Genomic DNA, 27,000 nt, shown 5'->3' with positions numbered 1-27,000 from the left:
AGTTTATTTTCGGGCGGATATCGCTTCGGACACGATAAAACCAAGGTCATCATTGCCGAACATCGAGAGTACGCCAAGCACGGTATCATCGGGGATTTCGCCTGCTTCTTCCTTAGATACGGTAAGCGCAAGCGCCCGGGACAGTCGTTCATTGCCTGCCTGATCGGGATAAGCCTGAAGATACAGCGCCTCCGGGTCGAGATCATGGTTGATGCACCACTGGGCGAACACGAGAATCATCATGTCCTCTTCCTGCCTGTAGCTCTCGATTATCTGTTCCTCCATCGCTTTCCGGTATTCGTCCATTTCTGCTGCCTCCTCCTGTTAGTTGCGGACTCACGCCAGCTCTGCCGCAAGTCTGTGGGACGCAAGAACCTTGGCGGCGGAAATTTCGCACAGCTCCGGCGTATTCAAATGATCGAGAAAATGACGGACCGCTCCGTCAAAGCCGCGCCTCGCAAGAATCGTGTCCCAGCTTCCGAATCCGCGTACAGATGGGGCTCCGCCCCGCTCGGAGAGCACCGCCCGTTCCATGTCGGTCACTTCAGCCGACCGGCCTCCACCGTGAAGCTCAAGCCTCTCCAGATCGGCGCCGGCGTCTCTTGTCATGCCGTACATGCCGACAGACCCGCCGGCCCAGCCGATCAGACCCGAGGCCTGGATAAGCCGGCCGCCGGAATCTCTGCGGAGATTCCCGCGCAGCAGCTCATAATCCTCGCCCCCAAGCCACAGCAGCAGATCCAGCATATGAATCAGGTCATCATGGACCGTCTCCCTGCTGCTGATGCTCTGCTGCCCGGTCCGGTGCTTAAAGGCCGAGCACTGGGTGATGCCGCCGGCTTCGCCAACCCACCGCCTGGCTTCGGCATACAACGGGGCGAACCGGCGGTTAAAGCCGACACCGAGCAGAAGCCCTTTGCTCTCCGCAAGAGCAGCCATGCTCTCCGATTCGCTCAAGCTGTAGGATAAGGGCTTATCGACATACACCGAACTTCCCCGCTTCAGACACTGCGTCACCAATTCGTAATGGGCAGGTGTAGGTGCATGAATGAACACGGCGTCCACTTGCCAGCTCAGCAGCTCTTCCAGGCTGGTCGTTCCCTTCGGGAGCCGATACGCATGTACGGCCTGTTCCACGGTTGACCGGGAAGAACTGAGAATGCCTTCGATCCGGACTTCGGGCATCTGCGACAGCAGCGGGAGATACACTTTGCGGGCAATGCCGCCGATTCCCGCCAAAGCGATTTTGATCTGTGGTGAACCTTTAATACACTCTCCCCCTTCCTGCGGAACTAACCGCCCATGTTAACAGTTCTCATGAAGCTATTATACATTGTAAAGTCCATTCGACAATGAGCTTTCTTCTATTCTTGAACGTTTTTCAGTATGATGGTTGAAGAGTTACGCGAAGGGACATATTACAATGAGAAAATGGATGCTCGCGATCGCTTACGGCCTCAGCCTGACAGCGGTGTTTTTTTACCGGAACCCCATAATGGACTGGCTCGGTGAAAGCGGCCATGCGGGATTGTCCCTGCTGGCGGCGACCGCGCTGGCGCTGTTCCCCGCCGTGCCCTACAAAGCAGTGATCGGCCTGTTCGGTTACGTATATGGCAGCATAATGGGAGGCACCCTGTGCTGGCTCGCCACCATGGCCGCCTCTGCGATTATGTACGGAGGCGTCCTGGCGATATTTCCGGAACGGGGAAGAAGCTATCTGGAGTCAATTCCGGCGCTGGATTCCTTCACGGCCGCCGTCCGGCGCCGCCCATTCGCATCGGTGGCTGCGGCGCGGCTTCTTCCCATTATTCCACAGGCGGCGGTCAACGCATATGCAGCGGCGGCAGGCTTGCCCTTCTGGAGCTTTATGCTCGCCTCCGGGCTGGGCAAAATCCCCGGCATCGCCGTATTCGCCTTTCTCGGAGGAAATGCCAAAGAACATCCCTACGTCTCCGCAGTGCTAACCGTTATTTACCTGGGCGCGCTGCTCGCTCTCGCCATGATTCTCAAAGGCGACGGCTTCAGATGGAAGGCGAAGGAGTAGGATATTGAAACAATGCCGCGCGGGTCAGTGTTACGGGGATAATTGGCGAAGCTTGCCGCAATGAATTATACTTTACAGTGTGATCTATTTAATTGCTATTCAGGAGGTATTCATATATGAGCGAGCTACAGGCAAACCCTTCAGGCTCCCGTCCTGACGGTTCCCGCGTGGAAAAAGCGACATTTGCAGGAGGCTGCTTCTGGTGCATGGTCTCCCCGTTTGAAGAGCTGCCGGGCATCCTGTCCGTTGTCTCCGGCTATACCGGCGGCCATACTGAGAATCCGACATACGAAGAAGTCTGCTCCGAGACGACGGGCCATGCCGAAGCGGTCCAGATTACGTTCGATCCCGATATTTTCCCGTACAGCCGGCTGCTTGAGCTGTTCTGGCAGCAGATCGATCCGACCGATGCCGGAGGCCAGTTCCATGACCGCGGCACCTCCTACCGGACGGCTATCTTCTACCACACCGAAGCTCAGCACAAGGAGGCCGAAGCCTCCAAGATTGCTGTTCAGAACAGCGGCCGCTTCCCGGGACCTGTCGTAACGGAAATCGTGCCTGCAGGAGTTTTTTACCCGGCGGAAGAATATCATCAAGGCTATCACCGCAAAAATCCCGGCCATTACAAGCGCTACCGCAAAGCCTCCGGCCGTGAAGCCTTTATCGAGAGCCACTGGACCCATAATGAGGACAAGACCAGTTTGAAAAAGCGGCTGACGCCGCTGCAGTATGAGGTCACGCAGAACAGCGCGACGGAATCTCCCTTCCACAACGAGTTCTGGGATCACCACGGCGATGGCATCTACGTGGATATCGTCTCCGGCGAGCCGCTGTTCAGCTCCAGGGACAAATACGATTCCGGCTGCGGCTGGCCGAGCTTCACCCGTCCTCTCCGCGAATATTCCGTCAAGGAGAAGACGGACCTCAGCCACATGATGATCCGCACCGAGGTCCGGAGCCGGGAAGCCGACTCGCATCTCGGCCACGTCTTTCCGGACGGTCCGGGACCGAACGGGCTGCGCTACTGCATCAACTCCGCCGCCCTGCGGTTCGTTCCGAAGGAGGAACTGGAGAAGGAAGGCTACGGCGAGTACCGTGTTTTGTTTGAGTAAAAGATTATAGCGCTAAAATACCTCCCGTCAGATTAACTGGCAGGGAGGTTTTTCGTAAGTGCCTTATTTTAAGTAAATATATTCCGGACTTTTTATGCTGGTGATATCCTCTTTATCAACAAGAAGGACATCCTGCTCTTTAAGCTCTCCGGCCTGCAGTCCACCCATAATAAAGGCTGCCGCCTCCTTGCTGTACTCGGAAGCCAATACGATCGGCGCTTTCAACTGGCTTATCACATTAACCGCCGTTTCCTTTTGGATATGCCAAGTCGGAGCATCGTTAAAATACTGGATCAAAACATCGATCCGCCCCAGTTGTTTCAATTGCTCCGCCGTTAGCTCATCCTGACCCAACGCTCCTGTATAGGCGATGCGCAATCCGTCAACCTCGTACAGATAGATAACCTCGGATGGACTTTCCGTTTTCACAAGCTCATTGGTATAGGATGCGGGAATGCCGGTTACTTTTACATCCTTGACAGTGAAGCTTTCCGCAGTCCATTCGGACACTCTGGCTTCAGGATTGGCTTTGATAATTCCTCCATCCCGGTGATCGTGATTATTGACGCTTGATGTGATGACATCTGCGTGAAGCAAGCCGTTGGAATAATTAAGCCGATTCGGTTCAGCGATGATGACTGTGCCTTTTGAGGAAACGATTGCAAAGGACATATGGTTTTGATTCGGTGTTGTGACACATTTAATCATTGTCTTGCCGCTTGTATTGTTGAAAATTTCCGTATTCCATTTCACTTCGACTTTTTTCGGCTGCACATTCGCGGATTGGACGGCAGGTTGATCTGCCGATGCAGCCGGCTTTTCCGCCTTCGGCGAGTTATCCGCAACGCAAGCCTGCAGAGAAGCGGCCGCCATAAGCGCAACGCAGATTCCAAGCATTTTTCCCGATCTGGTCATATTAATGAATCCCCCTTGTCATGTCGCTCTACGGATATTGTAGTTATTGCCTCTCCGCAGAAACATAGTGAAAAGGAAGCATAATACTGCAAATCGGAAGTGCTTTGCACTTGCCGCTTACTTCAGCATCCAACAAAACCTGGTACGGTATTCGGAAGGCGAAAAACCGCTGTATTTGCGGAAATTGCGGATAAAATGAGCGTCGTCCTGAATGCCTACCATAACCATGATTTCACTCGCAGCCAATGTCGTATTCCGCAGCATCGACCCGGCCATTTGCATGCGGATGGAGTTTAAATAGGACATCACGGTCAGGCCCGTACATTGCTTGAAGCGTTGATTTAATGTCGTCTTATTGGTATGAAATGCATGCGTAATGTCCTCAACTTTGATTTTTTCCCGGTAATGGGTATGAAGAAACCGAAGAATCGGCTCGACTCCTTCATTGGAGAAACAATACGCCGTATGGGGGACAGCCTCGGATCGGTCATACAATCTCCGCACCAGAGATAACAGCTCGAGCATATAGGAACGGCTTCTGCAAGGCCAGCCTTCATCCGGCTGTTCAGCCAATTGCTCCCGAATATCATTCATAATCCCCGAAATATGCCGGGCATACATGGGGTCGACCGGAATGCTGCAGGACCTGTCTTTAAATGGAATCATACACCATAAATCCTGCCTATCCGTCTCCGTCAGTTCATCATGCTCCCCTTCGCCAAAATCCATAGGAAAATCATATTTTCGGTTGATTGTCTGCGGGTTAAAGGCCAACGAGCGGGCTATTATCCGGTTTTTTTGCAGAGGCAAAAAAGCATCCGCCTCGTTCAGACAAATGATGGAGGGAGAGGCTACCGAATGCAGTTGTCTCCCGAGCTGTAATGCCCCTTCACCCTCTTCTGCAAGGATCAGCCGATATCTGTTGCCCAGCGGCGGATGTTCAGCCAATTCTACCGAACCGCTCACCTGCATGAGATGGAGGTATCCGGGATAATGATTTCTACCGATGGTCGTCCACTGCATGAATGGTCACTCCTACACTAAAATCGCTTATCAGCATACTTATCAACTTGTGAATATGATTCGTCATACGGTGTTGAACACCTCTATATCTGAAACGGATTGTGAAGATAGTGGACGAGAAAAGGGCGAAATAATCGACCAACAAGAGAAAAACCAGTCTCGTTTCCAATATGCTTTGGAAGGAGCGCTGGTTTTTTGATGTGCATTCATTCGTCAAACTAAAATAGCTCGATTTTTCAGTGGCCTCGTCTGGATCAGGGGCAGTCCCCAAGGTTCAGCGAGATGTTTTGTCATGCCTTTCATTCGAAACGGGCAATTATACTCTACTTTTTCGGAATGACACTTTTCCGGATTGCCGCAGTCTCAAATCACAAACTCCGGCTCCCGGTCCCGGTAATAGTTCGCCAGGAATTGCTTCGTTCGTTCAGAGGACGGACGTGTGAAGACCTCCTCCGGCGTCCCATCCTCCACGATCACCCCGCGGTCGAGGAACAGCACCCGGGTTGCAACCTTGCGCACGAAGCTCATCTCATGGGAGACAAGCAGCATGGTGTTGCCTTCCTCGGCCGCTGCCTTGATCGTATCGAGCACTTCACCGACCAGCTCCGGATCGAGCGCCGAGGTCGGCTCGTCGAACAGCAGGATTTGCGGGTTCATGGCCAGAGCGCGGGCGATCGCCACACGCTGCTGCTGGCCGCCGGACAGTTGCTTCGGATAATGATGCAGCCGATCCGCCAGACCGACTCCGGCCAATTGGGCGGCTGCGATCTTCTGCGCCTCCTGCTTCGGCAGCTTCTTGACGACGATCAGCCCTTCCATCACATTCTCCAATGCCGTCTTCTGCCGGAACAGATTGAATTGCTGGAAGACCATCGCCGTGCTCTTGCGCAGCGCCAGCGTATCCCTCTTGGTAATCTTCGCAATGTCCACGGATAGCTCGCCAATCCGAATTGTCCCCTGATCGGGCACCTCCAGCAGATTGATGGACCGCAGCAGGGTGGATTTGCCGGCGCCGGAGGAGCCGATCACCGCGACCACATCTCCCTGCTGAATCTTCAGATCAATATGGTCCAGTACGATATGTGCGCCATACGCTTTGGTTAATCCGCGAATCTCAATCAAGCAGCAGCTCCCCCTTGCGTTTTCTCAAGCTCTTGAAGTCGATGTTCAGTCTTCGCTCCATGAAGGCCACTACTTGCTCGATCAGGATCGTCATCGCCCAATAGATCAAAGCCAGCGCACAATAGGATTCGAAGAAGCGCAGATTGTTCCCAGCCAGAATCCGCGACTGCGCCGTAATCTCGACCACTGAGGCGACGAAGGCGAGCGAGGTGCCTTTCATCAAGCCGATCAAGGCATTCCCGAGTGTCGGAAGAGCGACGATGAAGGCTTCCGGAATAATGATCCGGCGCAGCACCTGTCCATAGGTCATGCCCAGCGACTGGGCAGCTTCCGTCTGGCCTTTGTCCACCGAGAGCAGGGCCGCCCGGATAAGCTCCGAATTATAGGCAGCTTCATTCAGCGACAGCGCCAGCAGCACATAGAAGAGGGACGGAATCGAATTCACATTATAGGTCGTTTCATGATAATAATTATAATACTTCAACAGCAGCGGAATCCCCGCGTAGGAGAGATATAGCTGGACAAGAATCGGAGTTCCCCGGATGAACGAAATAAAGACGACGCTGATCTGGTACAGTACCGGGATTTTTTTAATCTTGATAAGCGCCAGCAATAGGCCCAGCAGGAGTCCCGCCAGCATCGAGAAGAGGGTCAGCTCGATTGTGACGGGCAAATATTTCAGCAGCTTGGGTATGAGCTTGAATACCAGCTCAATGTCGAATATGTTCGGCATCGTTCTCGCCCCTTACTGAACTTCCGGAGCAAAATCGCCATTCAGATATTTCTGGCTGATCTTGCTGATGCTTCCGTCCTTCAGAAGGTCTTTGATGCGCTGATTGACATCCTTAAGCAGCTGATCGCTGCCGCTGCCTTTACCGAGGATCAGGTAGCTGTACGGTACGCCGATCCGGTCGGAATCCTCCTGGGAGAGCGGAATCGCCTTGAGCTTCAGTCCGTACTCCTTGATGTAGAGCTGCAGCATGGCGTTGTCGATCAGGTTGAAATCCGTCGCTCCGCTCTCTACATTTTGCAGCGTTGTAATCATTTCGGCATCCGTATATTTCAGATTGACCGGTGTTTTGGCTGCGTTCTTGTTGTAATTCTCCAGCGCCACCGTGTAGTTGACGCTCGGACTGACCTCAGTCGTTTTTCCTTCCAGATCGGCGAAGCTCTTGATGTCGTCCCGGCCTTCGGCTACGGCGATAACGAACTGATTTTTGAAGATCGGGTCCGAGTAGAGGTACTTTTCCCTGCGCTCCGCATTGCTGGCGAAGTTATTTGCCCCAATCTGGTAGCGGTCGGAGTCGAGGCCGGCAAAGATTGACGGGAATTCGGTTTTCTCGAATTGAATCTCATACTGCGGCAGCCCGGCGAAGATTTCCTTCACAACCTGAATATCATACCCGTCGAGTTCATTATTGTCATTGACGTACGAGAAGGGCTTGGGCATACCGCCGGTCGCGATCGTAATCTTTGTTTTCGCACCGGTTGACGCGCTCTTCGCTTCTTCTTTGTTGGAGGAATTATTTCCGCAGGCTGCAAGTCCCGTCATCAACACCAGCGCTGCCATACCTAGTCCAAGCTTTCTCCATGTCTTCATCATGATTTCCCCCTGTTATCTTGTCTTGAATTTATGCTGCGGATCGGAGCTCTTAAGCTGTCTGTCATGCGGCTGCGACCACAGCTTATCGTAATCAATCTGGTCCCAGAAACGCGTGTTGTAATCGATAAAAATGCTGGACCTGTCACCTCTTGACTTGGCCAGATCCCGGAGATAAGTATTGTTCTTGAACGCCGGAACCTCATACAGATCACGCGCATAGCCCCAAATATTGGTGAAGTCGACGATCCGGTTGCGCAGCGGGCCGAGGTTGCGGAAATAATAGGTGTCGAACCGGGCCAGCGTCACGAACAGCCGCACATCGGAATCGGTGACATAATCCCCGAACAAAAAGCGCCGCGTCTCCAGCCGCTCTTCGATGGCGTCAAACGCCGCATACAAGTTATTGAAGGCATCATTGTAGGCCTCTATGGATTGGGCGAACATCGCTTTGTAGACGCCATTGTTAACGTTATCGAACAAATAGTCATTGTACTTGTCTATATCACCCCGAACCTCCTCCGGGTACAGATCCGGTGCGCCTGGTTTGTGGAATGCAGCAAACTCGTTCTCCAGATAGTTGGTTAGCCACACGTAATCATTGTTGACGACCTTCCCGGTTGTAACATCAATTATCGCGGGTACGGTCGGTCTTCCCTGATAGTCGGGATCGGCGGCGGTGTACAGCTCGCTCAGGAACTGCACGCCCAGCACCGGATCGGTGCTGTTCTCGTCATAGACGAATTCCCAGCCGAAATTCTGCTCATGCTTGCCCCTCCCGACCAGATTGATGCTGATGACATCCTCCAATCCGAGCAGCTCCCGAACGATCGAGGCGCGATTTGACCAGTGGCATCCCTTGGCCCAGATCAGCCGGTAGCGTCCCGCTTCCACCGGAAGCTGATCCTCCCCTTCCCCAAAGGGAGTAGTAAACCTATTTTTCTGCCGGACAAAATATCCCTTCTCATCAATCTCATGCTCCAGTTCACTGGGTCTTACACGAACCTTCGTTTCGTTAGTCATCATTCATTCCCCTCTCTCTCATCTCTGGCTTGTCCCCATACCTCCCGGGACAGATCTACAATATGCCGCAGCTTGCCCCACTGCTCTTCTTCGCTCAGCAGATTGCCTTCCTCGGTCGAGGAGAAGCCGCACTGCGGGCTGATCGCAAGCTGCTCCAGCGGCACATACCTCGCTGCCTCTTCGATTCGCCGCAGAATCGCATCGCGTTCCTCCAGCTCGCCCGTCTTCGACGTGAACAGACCAAGCACAACCCTGGCATCCTTGCGTTCCAAATGGCGCAGCGGCGCAAAGTCGCCTGCACGGTCCGTGTCGTACTCAAGGAAGAAGCCATCGATATTCGCTTTGCCGAGCAGCGCTGCGGCGACCGGCTCGTAACCGCCCGAATACGCCCAGGAGGATTTAAAGTTGCCGCGGCAGACATGCGTCGTAATCACCAAATCCTCCGGCTTATCCTCAAGTACCTTGTTCACCGTATAGAGAGCGAACTCGATCATTTCCTCACGGGTGAACTCACTGTATGCATTTTTGCCGTCCTTCCACAGCTCAACGGACGCCAAGGAAGCCCAGTGGACATCGTCGAGCTGCAGATACCGGCAGCCTGCATCGTAGAATGCTGAGACGACATCCCGGTAGGCCCGGCTGATATCCTCGACAAAATCGCGGAAGTCCGGATAGATCTCCTTGTTGCGCAGCTCCTCGTGCAGCAGCTCATGCAGCAATTGATTCGGACTTGGAATCGTCTGCTTGGCCACCACACCCTCGTAACCGTCCACCACCGACTTCAAAAATTTGAAGTTCTCAATGAAGGGATGCTGGTGATCGAATGAGATTTTGCCAATGTTGCGAATATCGTAGGCGGGAACATTGTTCTCCCCGTGTTTGAATGTATACCGCGCCTCATTTCTCGGTGAGAAGCCTTCGAAGCCGTTTAGTCGTTCCAGGAAATCATAGTGCCAATAAGCGCGCCGGAATTCACCGTCGGTTGCACTTTTCAGACCCGTCTCTACCTGCTTCGCAACAACCTTCCGAATCTCCTCATCTTCAATGCGCAGGAGATCGTCAAGGCCGATCACCCCGTTCTGGTACCGGCTTCTGGCGTGACGAAGCGTTTCCGGGCGCAGCAGGCTCCCTACATGGTCCGCCCGGAACGGGCCTGTCTTCGTATACAACGATGATGTACTCTGATTGCTCATTGTTAAGCCAGCCTTTCCCGGCCGTGCGGAGTATTCCACAGCGATTCATCCGGTCCTTTTGGCAAAATATGATACGGATTGCTTGCGGTATCGCCGAGGTGGTAGCCTTTTTTAATCGCATCAAAATCCGTCGTATCTCCAAATCCAGGCGTCTGGTACAGATCGCGAGCATATGACCAAAGGTTCGGAAAATCAATCAGACGGTTGCGGTTCATGCGAAATGCCGAGTAATACGCCGCATCGAATCTTACCAGGGTGACATAGAGCCGGATGTCGGAGTCCGTAAGCTGGTTTCCGAACAGGTAGCGCTGTGCGGATAAACGTTCCTCCAGCTGGTCCAGTCTGGCAAACAAAGTATCATAAGCCTTCTCGTAGGCTTCCTGGGAACGGGCAAAGCCCGCTTTGTACACGGCATTGTTCACTTCATGGAACAGCACCTCGTTCAGGTTGTCGATCTCGCTGCGCAAATGCTCCGGATACAGGTCCGGCGCGCCTTCTTTATGGAATTCCGACCAGACCGTTTCGAAATAGTTGGTCAAGCGGAAATAATCGTTGTTCACTACTTGGCGGGTAATCACATCGACAACGGTAGGGACGGTGGCGCGGCCCTCGTAGTCCGGATCGGTCTCCTTATAGATCTCCGGTAGAAAGCGGATTTGGAGCACGGGATCAACTCCCCCCTCATCCAGCGAGAATTCCCAGCCCTGCTCGGTTCGAACCGGATTGGCCATGCCTACACTGATAACGTCCTCCAGACCAAGCAGCTTGCGGGCAATGATCGCCCGATGGGCCCAAGGACAAATCGGCGCCCACAGCAGCCGGTAACGGTTTGCTTCGACCACAAGCTCGCCCTCTCCTTGACCGAACGGTGTGGTGAAGCGGTTCTTCTGGCGGACAAAATCTCCGTTGCTGCCGATCTCGCGCGTTAATTCCGGAACAGCAAATTTCGTGTGTGTCATGTGAACAGCCCCTTTTGTACTTGAGTGAAATGGTTAAGCTAACTTACATCCTTGCTAATTCCAAGTAAAACAATGTGTTTTCCTGATCTTAAATCTGCCAGTTTCAGAAATATAGTAAAAAACAGAACAGCTGAAAAAAGCATAAAACCATTGACATTTTCAATTAAATCGATTAAATATACTTTATAATTCCAATTGGATAAGTGAGGTTTATGGATTGCGAATGGAAGGGAATGACGGAAATGTACTACATCAGCCGTGGGCTGTGAGCAGATTTCTAGAATCAAGAGGAGGCTATATTCATGAGCCCGATACATAGACCAGCCGCGCTGTATCACCCCTACCAACCTACCTTCGATAAGCTGCTTAATACATACACGGAGTACAAGACAGCTACGTTGGACATTTTCAAGAACGGCGTGCAATTTGAGGGCTTTTACATTGATTCTCAGCATATTGACCGGACGTTCGTGCTGCCCGACGGCTGTGTGAATCTCGTCATTTGCTGCCACCCGCAATACCCCTCGGCCAATATTTGCGGCAACCTTTTTAAGGGAAGGCAAGGGATATTCGTTCGGGCGGAATGCGAATATTTCGTTGTGCGCTTCCTCCCCGGCTATGCGGAATACTTCTTCAAGCATCCTATCAGTGAATTCAGCGAGCTGGAGGTCCCGGTACAAGAGGTGCTTCCGCATGCGGATGAGCTGCTGGAGCGGATCGCGGAGCAGACCAGCCTGGAAGAGCGCGTTCGAGCCTTCGAGCGTTTTTTCCTGAAATATATTGGGGATGAGCTGGAGATTCCGCTGCTGGTGAAGTATTTGACGGAGAAAATTATCGCGGGCAGCGGGACCTCCAATGTGAAGCAGTTGTCAGAGGATACCGGCTATTCCTCCCGCTATTTGAGCAAGAACTTCGAGAAGTATGTAGGTTTGTCGCCCAAGCTGTTCAGCCGCATTATCCGCTTCCAGAACGTTATTCATCTACTGGAGAAGCAGCCATATGAGCAAGCCTTGCCACGAATTTTCGAGTTGGGCTACTTTGACCAGAATCATTTTATTAAGGAATTCAAAGAATTCAGCATGCTTACGCCTAAAAAGTTCATCCGGGAACTGGCTGCCGGCTCCCTGCCGGTGAACACCATCCAGAGAGCAGATTGACCGCACTCCGGGGAGTTGGTGCGGACTATCCCGGATGCGCCCCCTCCCTGAAGCCAATGCAGCACCGCGCGTCTATCGGGATGTTAGCAACTAAAGAAAAAGGCAATACCATGAGCATGTCCCGCAAAGGAACGCCCGCTGATAATGCCCCATCGAATCATTTCATTCCATACTACCTGCCACAGCTCAACTTGGATCATACGAACTAGCTAACCAGTCGCCGGTGAAGTTCCGACGACTGGTGGCTTAAACTTACATGGTGTTTGGATCGCTGTCTCACACAAAGAGACAATCCCCTTTGGTCCTGGCGAGATGTTATTCTGCGGTTATTTGTTATCCGGCGACTCTCCATCCGTCTCTTCTTCCCCGCTCTTATTAGTGGATACCGGCTCTTGATTCGTCTGAATCACTATTCCCGTTCCCCCGCTGGCCGCGTTCCGGTAAGACCCGGACTCTCGGCGGCTCTCGCCTCCCTTGCGAAGACGCGACCGCCGCCACCAGAGGAAGAAAGCCAGAATGATAACCGCCGCCACAAGCAGCGGCAGTGCTCCGGCGAGCACAATAAAGACCCATTGGAACATGGAGGACAAGGTGTTCAATGTGCCGCGAAGCGCGTCGCCGGCTCTGCCGAGCAGCGGTTCATCCTCGTGTTTTTGCAGATTCTGAGCGTCTTCACCCGGCTCATAGAGCCTCAGCTCCACTGTGGAATACAGCACATTCTGGTCGATATAGCGCATCCGGCCCTTGATCTGCTCAATCTCTTCCTGAACCTGGCTCAGCTCGCTGGCGAAGGAGACGAGATCGGAGGCCTTGGTCGCTTTTTTCATAAACTCAACATAATGGGATTCCAGCAGCTGTTTCGCCTTCAGGCGGGCTTCCAGATCCACATATTCCTCCGATACGTCCTGTCCCTCGATGTTGCGTTGTATCGACTTATGCTTGATCTTGTCCAGACTGTCCAGGAAGGAGGAGAAGCCGGCTGCCGGAACCTTCAGTACGAACGTTCCGCCTTGCTCGGCATCGCTTACCGTCTCGGTGAACCCGATGATATAGCCCCCGGCCAGATTAACACGGTTCCGGACATCGCTCTGCGCCTTCTCGTAGCTCTCCACTTCCATGTTCAGATTCGCATGGTAGATGAGTTTCTTGTTCAGCCCGGCTGCCAGGTCACCGCCCGCGAAGCCGCCTGCCGCCGTATTGCCTTCAGTCGATCCATCGACAGCTCCCATGCTGCTGCCTGCTGGTACGACTCCCTTCTCAGCCGGAGCCGCTGCTTCGCTGGCAGCGAAGCCGTCTTCCTGACCAGAGCTCCCTGCCATGGGAGCCTCTCTGTCGCTTTTCACGGCACCTCTGTCCATAGATGTTGAGGTCAACGAATTTTGCTCGACAGCAGCAGCCGAATCGGCCACATGCGAGCTTTCGGCGGAATTCCCCGCGCTGCAGCCGGCGATCGCCGCTGCTAGCACGAGCAGGCAGACCAGCATGCACAACAGCCTGTACATCTTCTTCATTCTTCATCCTCCCCCTGTATCTGTACATCCGGATTTGACCTCCAGACGTTTCCAGACATGGGAAGGTTGCACCATCCGCCGCTTTCCCGGCGAACTTTATTTATTCCGGGTTTGCCAGAGAAGCCGTGTTCGCCTTACGTCTTGCGGATAGCGCGGCCTCCTTCATGTTGCGCAGCGCGGCCTCGGTCTCCTTCCAGCCGCGAGTCTTGAGTCCGCAGTCGGGATTGATCCAGAACTGCTCCGGATCGAGAACCCGCAGCGCCCGGTCGATGGCGGTCTCCATCTCCAGGACTGAAGGCACACGCGGGCTATGAATATCGTAGACGCCAAGGCCGATCCCCTTGTCGTAATGCATGCTCTCAAAGCTCTCAATCAGCTCTCCGTGACTGCGGGAAGTCTCGATGGAGATGACGTCTGCATCCATGTCGGAGATGGAGCCGATCATTTGGCCGAACTCGCAATAGCACATATGCGTATGAATTTGGGTCGTCGGGCGGACAAGGCCGGTCGAAATCCGGAACGCCCGAACCGCCCAGTCCAGATAAGCCTCCTGGTCGGAAGCTTTCAGCGGAAGTCCCTCACGGACTGCCGGCTCGTCGACCTGAATCATTTCGATCCCGGCGCTCTCCAGGGCAAGAATCTCCTGCCGGAGGGCAAGGGCGATCTGGAAGGCCACTCTGTCCCGGCTGAGATCGTCGCGGACGAAGGACCAGTTCAGGATCGTGACAGGACCGGTCAGCATGCCTTTGACGGGACGGTGGGTCAAGGACTGCGCGTACACCGTCTCCTTGACCGTCATCGGCTCGGTAAATGCAACATCCGCATAGATGACCGGCGGCTTGACGCAGCGGGAGCCGTACGACTGCACCCATCCGCCTTCCGTGAAGAGGAAGCCATCCAGCTTCTCGCCGAAGAATTCCACCATATCGGTCCGCTCGTATTCGCCGTGCACGAGCACATCCAGCCCCGCCGATTCCTGGAAGGCAATCGTCGATTCAATCTCCCGTTGGATGAAGCTGTCATACTGCTCCTGGTCCCACTCGCCCCGGCGCCACTTCAGCCGGGCCTGCCGGACCTCCGTCGTCTGCGGGAAGCTGCCAATCGTCGTCGTCGGCAGCAGCGGCAGATTCCACTTGACCCGCTGAAGCCGGGCACGCTCGGCATAAGCCGTGCTCCGGCGGTCCGGCAGCTCTGCGAGCCCGCGCTCCAGCTCCGCCACGTCCTGGCGGCTGCGTTCCGGCAGCGCGCGGAATGCCGCCAGCGCGGCGTTCGCTTCCTTCAGCGCTCCAGCGGCGGCCTCCCGGCCTTCCCGCAGCGCCAGCTTCAGCAGCGCCAGCTCTTCGAGCTTCTCCTCGGCGAAAGCCAGCGCGCCCCGCACCTCCGGCTTCAGCTTGCGCTCACCGCTCACGCTTACAGGGACGTGCAGAAGGCTGCAGGACGGCTGAAGAATCAGGCTGTCCCCCGGAACCAGTGCCGCCAGCTCTTCGGCAAGCGCCAGCTTGGCCTCCGGATCGCAGCGCCAGATGCCCCGCCCATCGATGACACCAGCCCACAGCGTCTTGCCGGCTGGCCATTCCAGCCGCCCCAGCGCCTCCAGGTTGGCCCCGCCGTCATGCACGAAATCCAGACCGAAGCCGCTGACCGGCAGCTTCAGAATTTCCTCAAGCGGCTCCGCAGCTTCAAAATACGTTTGAAGCAGGATGGAGAGATCGGGTGCAGCCGCACTCAGCTCGCGGTACACTTCCTCCAGCAGCGTGAGATGCTCCTGCGGAAATCCGGCTACAAGCGCCGGCTCATCAAGCTGGACCCAGGCCGCTCCTTCTTCCGCCAGCTCTCTCAGCACTTGAACGTACACAGGCAGGAAACGGCGTACGACATTTTCGAATTTCTGAGCCGCATACCCTTTGGATAGTCTCACAAAGGTATAAGGTCCAACGAGAACGGGCTTGCCGTCAATTCCCAGTCTGGACTTGGCGAAGCGATACGCTTCGAGCGGCTTGTTCCATACAAGCTTGGGAACCGTCTCCCCGATCTCAGGCACAATATAGTGATAGTTGGTATTGAACCATTTCGTCATTTCGCAGGCTGCCGCACGCTCTCCGCCACGGGCCATGGCGAAATACAGATCAAGCCCTTCCTTTCCGCTCTCCTCCCGGAAACGCGGAGGCACCACATCGAACATGAAGGCCGTATCGAGCACATGATCGTAATAACTGTAGTCTCCAAGCGGAACGAAGTCCAAACCGGCGTCACGCTGAGTCCGCAGATGATTCTCCTGTATGGCGCTCAGGTCCTCCTCCAGCTTCTCGCGGCTGATGCGTCCCGCCCAATAGGCTTCCAGCGCCTTCTTCCATTCCCGGCTGCCGCCGATTCTCGGATACCCGAGACTGCTTGTCCGAACATTAATCGTCATCCTTCATATCCTCCCGCTCTTATTATCGTTGTTATATGAATTTACCAGAACCGTCAGCATTCGTGGCACAGCCTTTGTATCCGAAGAAGCAAATAAAAAGCGCCTCTCCCCTAACGGGAAAGACGCAGCTTGTGTTGCCGGCATCTTCCATTCGCCTACCCGGGATTCGGTATGCCTTAATGTTAAGGCATGACCCGAATGTCCCGCAATAGGTTACAGAGCCTCCGGTTATATCGAAACCTGATAACCGGCTAAAAGAAAATAATATAGACAAGTCCGGCCAGCACAATCCGGTAAATGGCAAAAGGCAGCAATTTGATCCGGTTAATCAGCTTCAGGAAGAAGCGCATGGACAACAGTGCGAACACGAATGCGCTGATAAAACCGGCGATGAAGAAAGGCAATGCGTCCATGGTGAAGTACTGCCAATTCTTCATGAGGGAGATCAGGCTGGCACCAGCCATAATCGGCACCGCCATGATGAACGTGAAATCAGCGGCGGCCCGGTGGCTCATGCCAAGCATTATGCCGCCCGAGATTGTCGAACCGGACCGGGAAAATCCAGGCCACAGCGAGAAGCATTGGATCAGGCCCATCCCAAGCGCTTGCCCGTATGTAATCTGGTCGACATTTTCCGTCCTCGGTGTCCTTCTGGCAGAGAACCGGTCCGCGATGATCATGAATATGGCGCCTACCACGAGGCCTATTAGCACCGTTGCCGTCGAGAAGAGGTAATTATCGATATAGTCCTCGAACAGAAATCCAAGAATACCGGCAGGAATCAGTCCGACGATGACCTGACCCAGAGTCAGATGTCCGCCGCCTCCCGTCCGGTTCTGAAGAACCGCTCCGCCGGCCACAATGCGGTCCGGCTCCATCGCTTTGCGGCTGAATCGTTTCAGCCCCAGCAGATCGATAAACCGGTTCCTGAAGATCACGACGACGGCCAGGATGGAGCCCAGCTGAATGACAACCTTGAAGGTATTGGCCGTGTATTTTCCCAGGAACTCCTGCGACTTCAGCCACATGTCATCGACGATGATCATATGGCCTGTGGACGAAACCGGTGCGAATTCGGTCAGGCCCTCAACAATTCCCAGTACAATCGCCTTGATAATTGCGAACCAATCCAAATTCCCGCCTCCTTCAATTCCTTGTAATATGGGGTACAATGTTATGAATGAAAGCAGCGCCTACTGCTTAGATTCCTTCAGCTTCAGTTTTCGTCTGCGGACATACATCAAGACGAACACGGCGGCTCCGCCCGCCAGCAGGGCATAAATAATGTTGGAGTAAACCTCCATATAAGCACCGATCTCATGCCAGGATTCTCCCAAAGCAGCGCCGATCAGAACGAGCAGAACATTCCAGGCCAGACTGCCAATGGCGGTCAATATCAGAAATGGACCCATCTTCATTCCCGACATGCCGGCAGGAACGGAAATCAGACTGCGGATCAGAGGGATCATCCGGCAGAACAGGACGGTCCAGTAGCCGTAACGGTCAAACCAGGCGTCAGCACGGCGCACATCCTCTTTCTTCACCCGCAGAAGACGGCCGTACTTCTCGACGAGCCGCTCCATCCGTTCCACACTCATCATACGGCCGATCGCATACAGAATAATGGCCCCGAGGACCGAGCCCAGGGTAGCGGACAGAACGACTCCGGATATCGTCAAATGGGAGGTGGTGGTCATGAACCCGCCGAAAGGAAGGATCACTTCGGATGGAATGGGCGGAAACACATTTTCCAGCGCCAGCAGCAAAAAGATGCCGATATACCCGAATTGCTCCATGAAATCGGTAATCCACGTTTTCATCAAATTCCTCCAAATTCAAGATTTTTTCCATTATACCGTAGCTTAAACGCCAACCGCAATTTCTGAAACTTGCAGCTTCCATTTTCAGGTGAACATACCTAACGCAGATATGTCGTTGTTCCTATACCGTCCGGTGTCAATACTTGCTTCTGCCCGGAGTCAATATGCCATAATGAACATAAAGATTCGAAGACATGTAAGAGCTTAGGGAGGAACCGGGATTTCAGGCGGGAGGTGTCCGTGAGCTGGATGTGATTGATTTCGGGCGCCCACCCGATTGGGAGAGATTGTTGATCACAGATCGCCAGATTTTCTGCGGGACCCGGAGGATTGCCGGAGTGCTTTTGGTTTGATTTACATAAAAAAGGGCCAGCCGTTAAACGGCTGACCCTATACCTGTTACAGCTTGCCCGCGGCGGTGGCTTCGTTCCGGCCTGCAAGACCGGTGCGGGTCTGCGGCTTCTTGATCTTCTTCGGCTTGCCGAAGGTAGTCATGAACGTTATGACCTGGCCGGCCACAATGACCGCCATTGCGGTATACATCGTCTCTCTCAGCGGCATATACAGCAGCGAGAGCAGCAGAACGAGGATATCCATCAAGATGAATACCGTTCCCACCTTGATTCCCTTCCATTCGCTGATCAGCAGGGAGAGAATATCGTCTCCGCCGCTTGCCGCGCCACAGCGCAGCACGAGCCCTGAGCCAAGTCCCGTCAGAAGACCGGACAGCAGCGCGGCAAGCGCCAGATTCCCGTGAAAATCCAACGAAATTGTCGAATAACGTTCCATCCAGGCGTAGAATAAGGTGAACGCAGTGGAAGAAATAAACGTATTGCAGACAAACCCTTTGCCCTTAAGCAGCAGTGCTACCAGAAGAACCGGCAGATCCAGCAGCAGAACAGTGATGGAAGGCGACAGGCCGAGTACATACTTGCCGAGAAGCGACAAGCCCACGAACCCGCCTTCGGTGAGATGATTCTGATAATTGATGTGATAATAAGCAAAGCTGAGTACAAACGTTCCGAACAAATTAATGAATAACTGTAGCGGCCAATTCCTTGTTCCGCTGACTTGATTCCTCATACCTATTCCCCTTATCGTAAATGGCGGCTAAACGTCCCACCAACCCTCTACGACGGGGTGAACCGGGCAAATCCTAGTCCTTCGCATTCCCATTCCCTTCCTTCGTAGAGGCGGTTTGGCGTTCCAATGTCAGTACGCACCTTCTACGAGGAAGCTAAGTATAAGATAGATCACAACGTTTCCAAATCGTCCTTTGGGGATTCGTCCTTCGGGGACACATGGTATCCTGATCCTTTCTCTTATGTTTTGATTGCCTCCTAATTATACCACGAATGAGCCGATGTCTAAACAGGCAGACAAGTTTTACCAAAAAAATATTCAGCTTCGCAGCAGCCGGTTCACCGTCTCGCGGCGTATACCGATCAGCTGCCCGATTTCTTCCTGGGTAAGCAGCTCGGTCAGCGGCGTCTTCTTCGAATAAGTCTCCATCCATTCACTCAACAGGCGCAGTCGCTCGGCAGGTGAACCTGCCGTCAGATGGTCGATCCGGGTCTGCATGAACCGGAGCTTCTCCTGGAGAAGCAGCGCCACTTCCATCGCCTTGCCTGGCTCCTCCTCCAGCTTGTGGTACCACTCCTTGGCCGGAATCCGCTCCACTTCACTGGTCATAAGTGCGGTTGCCGTGCCGTGCGTCTCCTTCGGAGAGATCAGCGAATGATGGGGCACGATTTCCCCCGGGTACAGAATGTTGAACAATACGATATTTCCATTCTCATGCAGCCTTGTCACTTTGAACAATCCGCTCTTGATCTCATATAAATACCGCCCGTCGTCGCCCTGACGGAACAGAGTTTCTCCCTTGTGCACGATCATCCTCTCATTCTCCTTCTTACCGTTATGCGATCAGCCTCAGTATACGGGATCGGTGCCGCATGACTCAAGGCGTGAAATCCCTCATCCGCCTGTTCCCCATCGGAAGAGCGAGACATATGCTAAAACATACGAACGAGCGAAGCGGGTGAGAGAAGGTGGCGAATAAAAAAAACGGCCCCCGGCAAGACGAACTGTCCGCCGAAGACTATGCCATTCTCGGAGCTGCTTTTTCCGCTCTGGGCGACTTTTTTGCCCTGCTGTCCCTGATCAAGCAGCGGGAAGCCTCGCAGACCGGGGGCGCCGGCACTACCGGAACGGAAATTGTGCCCGGAATCGGCTCCGGCCTCATTGCGGGAGGCGTCACACCCCGGATGAATGGCCGTCGGAGATAAGCGCGGTTATAGAGCGGGAGCGGACGGGAGCGCTCATCAAACGGATATGGGAATTCCCCCACTCCGTCAAGCATCAGCCGGCACAGTGTCCCGGCTTGATTCTCTCCCTTGAACGCTTTCAAGAGGGACAGGCTGGTGACGTTCGAAGAGTCCGGTTACTTCTTCCGCTTCCTCCCGGTCAACCTCCGCGATGACGATGATCCGGTCTTTCTCCACATGCTTCGCATAGGCATCGGCATCTACACGGGGAATACCGATGCCTACCAGCCCGGTGATGATGCCATCCTCAGCCGGATCATCCCCGAATTCTGCTCCGCCCAACTTGGCAGCCGCCGGTCCTGCTGCCACCGACGTCTCCGGCAGCAGGTTCAGAGCAATCGCAAGGCCCCTTGCCGTTCCGAACAGCCCCCTGCCTCCCGTCGCTTCCCTCGGTTTGGACAAGCCTTGGCTGCGGCTGATTTCATCGACCACGCCTTTATCCCTGGCGATCACCGAGATTCGCCCGGCTCCGATTCCGCGATGCTTCAGTTCCCGGACGGTCAGCGAAGCATCGCTTTTGTGGCTAAATATGCCGATTATAAGATATGTCATATTTTCCCCTCCCGAACTTGGCAGAATCGAATCCGGATATATGCACCTTTTAACGCCGAAACCACGTATTGAATCTTGCCGGAAGGTTCTGGAGTCAAGCCGGCTGAATCAGCGCGCCCCAATTCGGTTATTAACATAGGACGGGTGCAATTCATTACATACGTTCGTTCCAGAATCCTAACTTTGGGAGGTGTCCTTATTGCTGCAAAACAAATTTTTCCGCACAACACTTGGCATTATTTTTATTCTGCTGATTCTGTATCTGGGGGAAAAAGTCTCCGTGGTTTTCTCTCCGGTCGGCCGGATTATCAACCTGCTGCTAGTGCCCTTCATGTTCGCCGGCTTCTTCTACTATTTGCTGCGGCCGCTCGTCAATTATCTGGAGAGGCGGAAGCTGAAACGTCCGGCCGCGATTTTGCTGATCTATCTTGTCTTTCTCGCGCTGTTCGCCGTATTTTGGGTTGCGGTATGGCCGACGCTTCAGGGACAGATCCAGAACTTCATCGACAATGCGCCTTATCTCGTTCAGAACATTCAGTACCAGTTCAACAAGCTGCGCGATAATCCGTTATTCGGCCGATATCTGGGCGGTGAGTCGGATCTGACTGTAAGGCTGTACCAGTATTTGCAGAATGCTGTAACCTGGGTGACGAATTCGATGAGCAACCTGATCGCCGTGATCTCCAACATTGTCGTCATCATCGCCACGCTGCCGATTCTGCTGTATTACATGCTGAAGGACAGCCATAAGCTGCCCCGTATCCTCCTTGGCCTCATTCCGCGCAAATACCGCAAGGAGGGCCAGGAGATGCTGACGGATATCGATTCGGCGCTCAGCAGCTTCATTACGACACGAGTGCTTCTGAATGTGATTCTAGGGGCCTTGCTGTATATCGGGTTTCTCATTATCGGTCTGCCGTATGCGCTGCTGCTGGCGCTCGTCTCGATCCCGTTGAACTTTATTCCATATATCGGCGCCATTCTCTCAGCCATCCCCGTAATCGCGGTCGGGTTTATCGAATCGCCCATGACCGCGTTATGGTCTCTAGTTATCATCGTGGTCGCCCAGCAGATCCAGGATAACCTGCTTACACCGATTATCACCGGCAAGACGCTCGATATTCATCCGTTGACCACCGTTGTTCTGGTTCTTGTCGGCGGCGAATTTTACGGCATTATCGGCGTGCTTATTGCGCTGCCCGTCTATATGACGGTCAAAATCATTTTTCTTAAGGTATACGAAATCGCGATTGCCGGGAAGATGGACGAGTATTAGCTTATGACGACCGTCATATTCTCTGAACCTCCCCGTACTTAAATAGGCCTTCCCTCAGTCATCTATATGATTGAGGGAAGGCCTATGCAATTTCATCGCGCTGTATTTCTACGCGCCACATTTCTTCGGCTCGCGCAATACAAGCTGCTAACCCCGCAAAGACCGGACCACGAACAAATGCGTGGACTTCACCAAGGTCCTGCCATCTTCAAGCGTGACCGAGCCCTTCGTATGCGACACCAGCGTTGTATTCAAAGCGACCAGCCGGTCGCCCCTCCATACCGTGACGGCGGATTTGAAATAGACGGCGTTATCGAACTGCAGCCGGTCTTTCATAATATACCCCACGGAATGAAGAACGGGCGGAAGGGCGCGCTCCTTGGGAGCCAGCGCTTTGATCAAGGCAATGTTGCGGATCGGAATGCCGGTCTCCTGGTGACCGACCACAATCCGCCCGGCGGCGGCGTCCCACTTGCGCAGAACTCCTCTCAACGTTACGTAAGGAGGCTCTCCCAGGTACACAATAACGGGTTTGCCCAGCCAATGTCTCATTTCATCAGCCTCCTATTCTTGTCCGCCCTACAAATTGGGAATATTCCAATCGATCGGCGCCAGTCCGTGCCCATTGAGGAATTCATTGGTTCTTGAGAATGGACGGCTGCCTAAGAAGCCCCGATGTGCCGAGAAGGGACTCGGGTGCGGCGACTGGATAACCAGATGCCTGCTCTGATCAATAAAGGCACCCTTCTGCTGTGCGTGGCTGCCCCACAGTATGAACACGAGCGGCGTCTCCCTCTCATTCAGTTTCTCCATAACAGCGTCCGTAAATGTCTCCCAGCCGATTCCTTTATGCGAATTCGGAAGACCTTCACGCACGGTCAATACTGCATTCAGGAGCAGCACGCCCTGGTCGGCCCAGTGCAGCAGCGAACCGTGATTCGGAGGATTAGCCCCGATATCATCGGACAGCTCGGTGTATATATTCCGCAGCGAAGGCGGAATCCGCACACCCGAGCCCACCGAGAAGCTAAGCCCGTGGGCTTGTCCGGGTCCGTGGTAAGGGTCCTGTCCGAGAATGACAACCCTTGTTCCCAAATAAGAGCAGCGTTTCATCGCCGTGAAGAGCAGCTCTTTTGGAGGATAGACCGAATTCTCCTTGTATTCACGCGCGAGTGTATAGCGCAGGTTCTGAAAATAGGTTTTTTGCGTCTCCTCTTGTAATACGTCATCCCAATCATTATCGAAAATCAACCTGTTCCCCTCCGCTCTCCTCGCCTGATGGCTTGTCATTTTCGACCGTAATCCGCCTTGATCTCTCCCCATTCCCTTGTCTGCCACTTCAGCACCTTGTTGCTGTAGGTATGGGTATGCAGCCAATTGACGGCGCGGTCCACCATGGCCCAGATCTCCATCGTTGAATGATCCCGTGGCAAGGTTGTCGATACCTTCTTCTCTCTTACCCATTTCATGGCGTTCACCGAGTCGCTGTAAATGGTGCGGTTGCTTCCCTCTTTCTGAAGTAACGCAAGCGCGTGTACGATGGCCAGAAACTCACCCAGATTATTCGTTCCCTTGTTAATCGGCCCGCAGGAGAAAATCACTTCACCCGTACGGGTATCTACACCTTTATATTCGACAGGGCCAGGGTTTCCCCTTGTTCCCACATCAACCGAAATACTGTCGTAATCGATGGAGCTTGTCTCGCCGGAAGAAGCCGCAGCTTTCGTTCCACCTCCGCCGGTGCTTCCCTTTCCCGCTGCCGAACTGCCCCAATTGCCCTTCCAGCCGGCCCGAAACGCCGCTTCCGCAGCTGCCTTCGATTCATAGGACTTATATTTCGCTCCCGTGAACTGATCCGTCTGTTTCTTGCATTCGGCCCAAGTTAAATAAATTCCGGGCTTCCGGCCTTCCCATACCACATAATACTTCTGACTTGCCAACGCTGACTGCTCCCTTCCGCTTCCATATTTATTTAGTGTAAAGGACAAATCCGAAGGATACAACCTTGAATCCCTATCTTCAAATACGAGCGATAAATTCGACAAATCCGCTGCCCAATCAACATATTTTCGCATTTCATGTCGAAAAACGGCTATTCCCGTCGTTGTTAAATATTTAAAATTTTAGATAAAAAGCAGCGGGCAATCGATTGAATCCGCAGGAAATACGAAAGGATTAAGGACTATGGAGCTATTTTGCATTTTCGCAGTTTTCCGACAAAATCTACTCCTTCACGCTAGGGAGGTGTTCCGGTATCATATTGGGTATACAGTTCGAGGCACAGCCAGAAGGCTCGCCTGAACGGGCAAATCCTGGTGTGCTATCCATTACGTTAGGAGGAACAGCCCATGGTACTCTTAATTCACAGCGTTAATTCAGAAAGGCTGGAACGTCTGTCCTATGATGTGCAGAAGGTGAACGAGGAAGCTCGCCGGTCCTTTTATGAAATGTCCGCCATCCGTAAGCCCTGCGGCCACGGTTATGAATGGGAGGTCACCGTCTATGGCAGAAAGGTCAGCGTGAAGTCGGAGGACATCTTCAAGCTCCAAAAAGAACGCCTGCACCTGAGTGTTCCCGAAATTTTCAAGGAAATCGTCGCATGGAAATTGAAAACGCTTACTATACTGGAATCCTGAATTTCTTTCCTGCTTGCCATACAGCAGCGGCCCTCCCGGCTTCGGGAAGGGCCGTTTGGCTTTTATACATAGATAATCCGTAACCGCCGCACTCTAATTAACAGACCGGCAGAAAGGAATGAGAGTTATGGCAGACAAGCAAACCGCGAAGGAGCCCCCGGCAAAATGGAGCAGATCGTCGGAGGCATCGTGGATAACGTGCAGGAGACGCTGACCGGTGAAGGAGATCATCCATCCCATCCATCCGGATATAACGATCAGGAAGAAGCCATGAAGCAACCGCAGCCCTCGGCAGCGAATCGGCGGCATATCCCTGGCTGTTTGTGACATCTCAACTACGCCTCTGGTTGGTGTACATACAGCGGCTGTACATTTACTGCCATGATCTGTCTTATTTTTCAATCTTGTGACCAATGAGCCCGCCTATTGTAACTTTCCAAACACCATTGTATAATTTAGCAAATTAACGCGTCTGCGTAGATAGGAAACTAACATAGGAGGGATCAGCATGCCTTATACACTTATGAAGAATGTCGAATTTTTTACCGCTGCTCTATCACGCAAATATGTATTCGCGCTTCAGCTTGGGCCGGACGGCATGTACTCCCGGGTCGGCACAGGGATTGTCGAAATGTTCTCCGACGAGCTTGTCCGATTGAAGAATTTCGACGGAACGGCTACGCTCTACTCCAGAAACGATACGAAGTTCCAGCACTGAGGACCGCGACTGCGGTCTTTTTTGTTGGATACGGGAGCTTTGATACGGTAGCTCATCTTCCCGCCTTCTCTTCCGGATTAAGGTCGTTCTTTCTCCATAAAAATCAGGGTTATGTGCTCCGCCAGCGTCTCCTTGCGAAACGGCCGATAACCCAGCGAAGTATAGAGTCTGATATTATCGGCGCTCTTCTCCCCCGCAAAAAGCTCATATCTTGAACAACTCGCAAATTCCCGTTCAATCTCCTTCAGCAGCGCAGTCCCGGTCCCCTTGCCCTGGCGGGCGGGATGGACGAACAGCTTGCCAATTTTGCAGCTTCCGTCCTGCTCATAGGCCCTTACAGATCCAATAATGCTTCCCTCGGCCACAGCTTTCAGTACGACCTGGCTCTCCAGGTCCTCTCTCATCCCGTCCAGAGTCTGGGTCAGCGGTGGAATGGTATAGTCCCCATACCGTTCACCCTCACTTTGATAAGACAAAATCTGAAGCTTAAGAAGTTCTTCCGCATCATTCATTTCCGCCCGCAGAATCGTCATTTACAGCGCCCTCCTTTATACAAAATCCCGGTTCACCCATCTCATACCCGGTGCTCCGGCCGGTCGTTCCTCGAATCCGAACCTTTTGTAGAAATCCGCTTTATCCGCAGCGGCGAATAATTGGACAAGCGGAATTTCCCGTTCTGCGCAGCGTTCCAGAAGCCGTATCAATATGCCCGAACCGACGCCGTCTCCCTGATAATCCGGCCTAATAATCAGATCGCAGATCAACGCCTGCAGCACACCGTCCGAAATGATCCGTCCCATACCGATCACCCGGCCGTCATGGAAGGCGGTTATTGTGTACCAGCTATTCGACAGCGCCTCTTCAAGCTGGGTCGCACCTTTCTCCGCTATTCCCAGCCAACCCGCACTTTCAACCAGACCGGTGAATTCGCTGCCGGAGGGTCGATGCTCGCGGTAGATTACCGGGTTCAGCTGTTTGGCCATTACAATGCTTCTTCCAAAGCGCTCCGATTCCGAAATATGCTGCTCGATATAGCCCATGTTGGCATAGAAATTCTGTGCCGTAACGCTGCTGGGGACTTGCAGGGAGTCAATACCTTTGCGAAGCGCCATCCGCTCCAGCTTCCCAACCAGCATTCGCCCTACTCCCTGCTTATGATAACGGCCGTCGACAAATACCGTATAAACCGTGTTCTCCTGAAGACTTGCTGTTCCGATCACGCGATCCTGATCGACCGCAACCAGCATCTCACGGCTCTTGGCCAATCCGCTGATGTACTCAGATGTGAATAACGAATACATATTCTGAATGATGTTATCGGGATAATCCAGGCTATTCACTTTCAACAAATTCTCGCGAATAAGCGCCGATAAGACCTCGCCGTCTTCTTCGGCATAATGACGGATTTGAATCGGGTTCATCCACGTCCTCCTCTCGCCGGTTTGCGCGCGATCCACAGGGTCCACCGATCCTTTTCCACGACAGGCTGTCCCTCTTACAGTTTTTCACCTATGTAAGCGACAAGATCATGAAGTTCATCAGCGTTCAACTCATGTAAAATAGATCTTCCCGTCCGCCCTGACAGATCGCGGCCAAGCT

At 53.5% G+C, this 27,000-nt stretch carries 31 protein-coding genes; 9 read left to right on the top strand and 22 right to left on the bottom strand.

Translation table 11 applies throughout. From position 1 onward, the window contains the following. Positions 1-3 precede the first annotated feature (3 nt). Together KIH86_RS12165 and KIH86_RS12160 are read right to left on the bottom strand one after the other, a co-directional pair. Positions 4-306 (bottom strand): hypothetical protein, encoded by a 303-nt coding sequence (locus KIH86_RS12165; RefSeq protein ID WP_223086213.1) that lies wholly within the window; start codon positions 304-306, stop codon positions 4-6. Positions 307-336: 30 nt separating this feature from the next. Then, positions 337-1,239, bottom strand: coding sequence for a Gfo/Idh/MocA family protein (locus KIH86_RS12160; protein ID WP_235775387.1), 903 nt, complete (start codon positions 1,237-1,239; stop codon positions 337-339). A 184-nt stretch (positions 1,240-1,423) separates the two neighbouring features. On the opposite strand from KIH86_RS12160, the gene KIH86_RS12155 reads away from it, so the two are divergent. Together KIH86_RS12155 and msrA are read left to right on the top strand one after the other, a co-directional pair. Continuing rightward, complete coding sequence (locus KIH86_RS12155) at positions 1,424-2,044, top strand: TVP38/TMEM64 family protein (RefSeq protein WP_223086212.1); 621 nt, start codon at positions 1,424-1,426, stop codon at positions 2,042-2,044. Between the two features lie 116 nt (positions 2,045-2,160). Beyond that, positions 2,161-3,156, top strand: a complete 996-nt coding sequence (gene msrA / locus KIH86_RS12150; RefSeq protein WP_223086211.1) for a peptide-methionine (S)-S-oxide reductase MsrA — start codon at positions 2,161-2,163, stop codon at positions 3,154-3,156. Positions 3,157-3,219: 63 nt separating this feature from the next. On the opposite strand, the gene KIH86_RS12145 is transcribed toward msrA, so the two are convergent. Further along, entirely contained in the window at positions 3,220-4,071 is an 852-nt protein-coding gene (locus tag KIH86_RS12145; protein WP_223086210.1) for an MBL fold metallo-hydrolase, read from the bottom strand. 117 nt (positions 4,072-4,188) lie between these two features. Further along, on the bottom strand, positions 4,189-5,094 hold the full coding sequence (locus KIH86_RS12140; protein WP_223086209.1) for a helix-turn-helix transcriptional regulator: 906 nt from the start codon (positions 5,092-5,094) through the stop codon (positions 4,189-4,191). Here KIH86_RS12140 and KIH86_RS12135 point away from each other — a divergent pair. Beyond that, the gene (locus KIH86_RS12135) at positions 5,093-5,293 is read left to right on the top strand and encodes a hypothetical protein (protein ID WP_223110485.1); all 201 of its coding nucleotides are present in this window, start codon (positions 5,093-5,095) and stop codon (positions 5,291-5,293) included. The genes KIH86_RS12140 and KIH86_RS12135 overlap by 2 nt on opposite strands. Before the next feature lie 164 nt (positions 5,294-5,457). Here the strand turns inward: KIH86_RS12135 and KIH86_RS12130 are convergent, their stop codons facing one another. Genes KIH86_RS12130 through KIH86_RS12105 form a run of 6 tightly spaced genes read right to left on the bottom strand, consistent with a single transcriptional unit; the run spans position 5,458 to position 10,991 of the window. Then, on the bottom strand, positions 5,458-6,216 hold the full coding sequence (locus KIH86_RS12130) for an amino acid ABC transporter ATP-binding protein (RefSeq protein ID WP_223086208.1): 759 nt from the start codon (positions 6,214-6,216) through the stop codon (positions 5,458-5,460). Next, positions 6,209-6,949 (bottom strand): amino acid ABC transporter permease, encoded by a 741-nt coding sequence (locus KIH86_RS12125; RefSeq protein WP_223086207.1) that lies wholly within the window; start codon positions 6,947-6,949, stop codon positions 6,209-6,211. Before KIH86_RS12125 ends, KIH86_RS12130 begins: the two co-directional genes overlap by 8 nt. Positions 6,950-6,961: 12 nt before the next feature. Then, positions 6,962-7,816 carry a transporter substrate-binding domain-containing protein gene (locus tag KIH86_RS12120; RefSeq protein ID WP_223086206.1) on the bottom strand — a complete coding sequence of 285 codons (855 nt, stop codon included), beginning with the start codon at positions 7,814-7,816 and terminating at the stop codon, positions 6,962-6,964. 15 nt (positions 7,817-7,831) lie between these two features. Then, positions 7,832-8,839 (bottom strand): glutathione S-transferase C-terminal domain-containing protein, encoded by a 1,008-nt coding sequence (locus KIH86_RS12115; RefSeq protein ID WP_223087639.1) that lies wholly within the window; start codon positions 8,837-8,839, stop codon positions 7,832-7,834. Further along, on the bottom strand, positions 8,839-10,032 hold the full coding sequence (locus KIH86_RS12110; RefSeq protein WP_223086205.1) for a 5-methyltetrahydropteroyltriglutamate--homocysteine S-methyltransferase: 1,194 nt from the start codon (positions 10,030-10,032) through the stop codon (positions 8,839-8,841). Before KIH86_RS12110 ends, KIH86_RS12115 begins: the two co-directional genes overlap by 1 nt. A gap of 2 nt (positions 10,033-10,034) precedes the next feature. Next, positions 10,035-10,991, bottom strand: a complete 957-nt coding sequence (locus KIH86_RS12105; RefSeq protein ID WP_223086204.1) for a glutathione S-transferase family protein — start codon at positions 10,989-10,991, stop codon at positions 10,035-10,037. 302 nt (positions 10,992-11,293) lie between these two features. Here KIH86_RS12105 and KIH86_RS12100 point away from each other — a divergent pair, with 302 nt between their 5' ends. Beyond that, positions 11,294-12,148 (top strand): helix-turn-helix domain-containing protein, encoded by an 855-nt coding sequence (locus KIH86_RS12100; RefSeq protein ID WP_223086203.1) that lies wholly within the window; start codon positions 11,294-11,296, stop codon positions 12,146-12,148. Positions 12,149-12,474: 326 nt separating this feature from the next. Here KIH86_RS12100 and KIH86_RS12095 read toward each other — a convergent pair whose 3' ends face one another. The 6 genes from KIH86_RS12095 to KIH86_RS12070 all read right to left on the bottom strand — a co-directional run bounded on the left by KIH86_RS12095 (position 12,475) and on the right by KIH86_RS12070 (position 19,788). Continuing rightward, on the bottom strand, positions 12,475-13,659 hold the full coding sequence (locus KIH86_RS12095; protein ID WP_223086202.1) for a DUF4349 domain-containing protein: 1,185 nt from the start codon (positions 13,657-13,659) through the stop codon (positions 12,475-12,477). A 100-nt stretch (positions 13,660-13,759) separates the two neighbouring features. Beyond that, positions 13,760-16,072, bottom strand: a complete 2,313-nt coding sequence (gene metE, locus KIH86_RS12090) for a 5-methyltetrahydropteroyltriglutamate--homocysteine S-methyltransferase (RefSeq protein WP_262416594.1) — start codon at positions 16,070-16,072, stop codon at positions 13,760-13,762. Between the two features lie 251 nt (positions 16,073-16,323). Continuing rightward, positions 16,324-17,205 (bottom strand): undecaprenyl-diphosphate phosphatase, encoded by an 882-nt coding sequence (locus tag KIH86_RS12085; RefSeq protein WP_223086201.1) that lies wholly within the window; start codon positions 17,203-17,205, stop codon positions 16,324-16,326. A gap of 60 nt (positions 17,206-17,265) precedes the next feature. Further along, positions 17,266-17,892: a DedA family protein gene (locus KIH86_RS12080; protein WP_223086200.1), complete on the bottom strand. Its 627-nt coding sequence runs from the start codon at positions 17,890-17,892 to the stop codon at positions 17,266-17,268. A 399-nt stretch (positions 17,893-18,291) separates the two neighbouring features. Continuing rightward, a complete protein-coding gene (locus KIH86_RS12075; RefSeq protein ID WP_223086199.1) occupies positions 18,292-18,975 on the bottom strand; it encodes a YitT family protein in 684 nt (227 codons plus the stop codon). A 318-nt stretch (positions 18,976-19,293) separates the two neighbouring features. Beyond that, on the bottom strand, positions 19,294-19,788 hold the full coding sequence (locus tag KIH86_RS12070; protein ID WP_223086198.1) for a Crp/Fnr family transcriptional regulator: 495 nt from the start codon (positions 19,786-19,788) through the stop codon (positions 19,294-19,296). Between the two features lie 155 nt (positions 19,789-19,943). Here KIH86_RS12070 and KIH86_RS12065 point away from each other — a divergent pair, with 155 nt between their 5' ends. After that, entirely contained in the window at positions 19,944-20,180 is a 237-nt protein-coding gene (locus KIH86_RS12065) for a hypothetical protein (RefSeq protein ID WP_223087778.1), read from the top strand. A gap of 66 nt (positions 20,181-20,246) precedes the next feature. Here the strand turns inward: KIH86_RS12065 and KIH86_RS12060 are convergent, their stop codons facing one another. Further along, positions 20,247-20,771, bottom strand: a complete 525-nt coding sequence (locus KIH86_RS12060) for a hypothetical protein (RefSeq protein ID WP_223086197.1) — start codon at positions 20,769-20,771, stop codon at positions 20,247-20,249. A 190-nt stretch (positions 20,772-20,961) separates the two neighbouring features. Here KIH86_RS12060 and KIH86_RS12055 point away from each other — a divergent pair, with 190 nt between their 5' ends. Next, the gene (locus KIH86_RS12055; protein ID WP_316503323.1) at positions 20,962-22,047 is read left to right on the top strand and encodes an AI-2E family transporter; all 1,086 of its coding nucleotides are present in this window, start codon (positions 20,962-20,964) and stop codon (positions 22,045-22,047) included. Positions 22,048-22,194: 147 nt separating this feature from the next. On the opposite strand, the gene KIH86_RS12050 is transcribed toward KIH86_RS12055, so the two are convergent. The 3 genes from KIH86_RS12050 to rnhA are packed head-to-tail and all read right to left on the bottom strand — an operon-like array spanning position 22,195 to position 23,987. After that, positions 22,195-22,599 (bottom strand): hypothetical protein, encoded by a 405-nt coding sequence (locus KIH86_RS12050; protein WP_223086195.1) that lies wholly within the window; start codon positions 22,597-22,599, stop codon positions 22,195-22,197. A gap of 27 nt (positions 22,600-22,626) precedes the next feature. Further along, positions 22,627-23,295 (bottom strand): uracil-DNA glycosylase, encoded by a 669-nt coding sequence (locus KIH86_RS12045; RefSeq protein WP_223087635.1) that lies wholly within the window; start codon positions 23,293-23,295, stop codon positions 22,627-22,629. Positions 23,296-23,333: 38 nt separating this feature from the next. Beyond that, entirely contained in the window at positions 23,334-23,987 is a 654-nt protein-coding gene (gene rnhA, locus KIH86_RS12040; protein WP_223086194.1) for a ribonuclease H, read from the bottom strand. Between the two features lie 408 nt (positions 23,988-24,395). Between rnhA and KIH86_RS12035 the strand changes: the two genes are divergently transcribed. The 3 genes from KIH86_RS12035 to KIH86_RS12025 all read left to right on the top strand — a co-directional run bounded on the left by KIH86_RS12035 (position 24,396) and on the right by KIH86_RS12025 (position 25,401). Beyond that, on the top strand, positions 24,396-24,683 hold the full coding sequence (locus KIH86_RS12035) for a hypothetical protein (protein WP_223086193.1): 288 nt from the start codon (positions 24,396-24,398) through the stop codon (positions 24,681-24,683). 165 nt (positions 24,684-24,848) lie between these two features. Further along, the gene (locus KIH86_RS12030; RefSeq protein WP_223086192.1) at positions 24,849-25,010 is read left to right on the top strand and encodes a hypothetical protein; all 162 of its coding nucleotides are present in this window, start codon (positions 24,849-24,851) and stop codon (positions 25,008-25,010) included. Positions 25,011-25,191: 181 nt separating this feature from the next. After that, positions 25,192-25,401, top strand: coding sequence for a hypothetical protein (locus KIH86_RS12025; RefSeq protein ID WP_223086191.1), 210 nt, complete (start codon positions 25,192-25,194; stop codon positions 25,399-25,401). Between the two features lie 77 nt (positions 25,402-25,478). Here the strand turns inward: KIH86_RS12025 and KIH86_RS12020 are convergent, their stop codons facing one another. Next, a complete protein-coding gene (locus KIH86_RS12020) occupies positions 25,479-25,934 on the bottom strand; it encodes a GNAT family N-acetyltransferase (RefSeq protein WP_223086190.1) in 456 nt (151 codons plus the stop codon). A 15-nt stretch (positions 25,935-25,949) separates the two neighbouring features. Then, a complete protein-coding gene (locus KIH86_RS12015) occupies positions 25,950-26,822 on the bottom strand; it encodes a GNAT family N-acetyltransferase (RefSeq protein WP_223086189.1) in 873 nt (290 codons plus the stop codon). Positions 26,823-27,000 lie beyond the last annotated feature (178 nt).

Source organism: Paenibacillus sinensis (genome assembly GCF_019904155.1).
Taxonomy (GTDB): domain Bacteria; phylum Bacillota; class Bacilli; order Paenibacillales; family Paenibacillaceae; genus Paenibacillus_AQ; species Paenibacillus_AQ sinensis.
Note: the sequence above shows the minus strand (reverse complement) of the source record. Positions and strands in the feature narration are given on the sequence as shown.

Coding starts and splice junctions, on each gene's coding strand:
- KIH86_RS12165 (WP_223086213.1), bottom strand. CDS start 306: ATGGACGAATACCGGAAAGCGATGGAGGAACAGATAATCGAGAGCTAC.
- KIH86_RS12155 (WP_223086212.1), top strand. CDS start 1,424: ATGAGAAAATGGATGCTCGCGATCGCTTACGGCCTCAGCCTGACAGCG.
- msrA (WP_223086211.1), top strand. CDS start 2,161: ATGAGCGAGCTACAGGCAAACCCTTCAGGCTCCCGTCCTGACGGTTCC.
- KIH86_RS12145 (WP_223086210.1), bottom strand. CDS start 4,071: ATGACCAGATCGGGAAAAATGCTTGGAATCTGCGTTGCGCTTATGGCG.
- KIH86_RS12135 (WP_223110485.1), top strand. CDS start 5,093: ATGAATGGTCACTCCTACACTAAAATCGCTTATCAGCATACTTATCAA.
- KIH86_RS12140 (WP_223086209.1), bottom strand. CDS start 5,094: ATGCAGTGGACGACCATCGGTAGAAATCATTATCCCGGATACCTCCAT.
- KIH86_RS12125 (WP_223086207.1), bottom strand. CDS start 6,949: ATGCCGAACATATTCGACATTGAGCTGGTATTCAAGCTCATACCCAAG.
- KIH86_RS12120 (WP_223086206.1), bottom strand. CDS start 7,816: ATGAAGACATGGAGAAAGCTTGGACTAGGTATGGCAGCGCTGGTGTTG.
- KIH86_RS12115 (WP_223087639.1), bottom strand. CDS start 8,839: ATGACTAACGAAACGAAGGTTCGTGTAAGACCCAGTGAACTGGAGCAT.
- KIH86_RS12110 (WP_223086205.1), bottom strand. CDS start 10,032: ATGAGCAATCAGAGTACATCATCGTTGTATACGAAGACAGGCCCGTTC.
- KIH86_RS12105 (WP_223086204.1), bottom strand. CDS start 10,991: ATGACACACACGAAATTTGCTGTTCCGGAATTAACGCGCGAGATCGGC.
- KIH86_RS12100 (WP_223086203.1), top strand. CDS start 11,294: ATGAGCCCGATACATAGACCAGCCGCGCTGTATCACCCCTACCAACCT.
- KIH86_RS12095 (WP_223086202.1), bottom strand. CDS start 13,659: ATGAAGAAGATGTACAGGCTGTTGTGCATGCTGGTCTGCCTGCTCGTG.
- metE (WP_262416594.1), bottom strand. CDS start 16,072: ATGACGATTAATGTTCGGACAAGCAGTCTCGGGTATCCGAGAATCGGC.
- KIH86_RS12080 (WP_223086200.1), bottom strand. CDS start 17,892: ATGAAAACGTGGATTACCGATTTCATGGAGCAATTCGGGTATATCGGC.
- KIH86_RS12075 (WP_223086199.1), bottom strand. CDS start 18,975: ATGAGGAATCAAGTCAGCGGAACAAGGAATTGGCCGCTACAGTTATTC.
- KIH86_RS12070 (WP_223086198.1), bottom strand. CDS start 19,788: ATGATCGTGCACAAGGGAGAAACTCTGTTCCGTCAGGGCGACGACGGG.
- KIH86_RS12060 (WP_223086197.1), bottom strand. CDS start 20,771: ATGACATATCTTATAATCGGCATATTTAGCCACAAAAGCGATGCTTCG.
- KIH86_RS12050 (WP_223086195.1), bottom strand. CDS start 22,599: ATGAGACATTGGCTGGGCAAACCCGTTATTGTGTACCTGGGAGAGCCT.
- KIH86_RS12035 (WP_223086193.1), top strand. CDS start 24,396: ATGGTACTCTTAATTCACAGCGTTAATTCAGAAAGGCTGGAACGTCTG.
- KIH86_RS12030 (WP_223086192.1), top strand. CDS start 24,849: ATGGAGCAGATCGTCGGAGGCATCGTGGATAACGTGCAGGAGACGCTG.
- KIH86_RS12025 (WP_223086191.1), top strand. CDS start 25,192: ATGCCTTATACACTTATGAAGAATGTCGAATTTTTTACCGCTGCTCTA.
- KIH86_RS12020 (WP_223086190.1), bottom strand. CDS start 25,934: ATGACGATTCTGCGGGCGGAAATGAATGATGCGGAAGAACTTCTTAAG.
- KIH86_RS12015 (WP_223086189.1), bottom strand. CDS start 26,822: ATGAACCCGATTCAAATCCGTCATTATGCCGAAGAAGACGGCGAGGTC.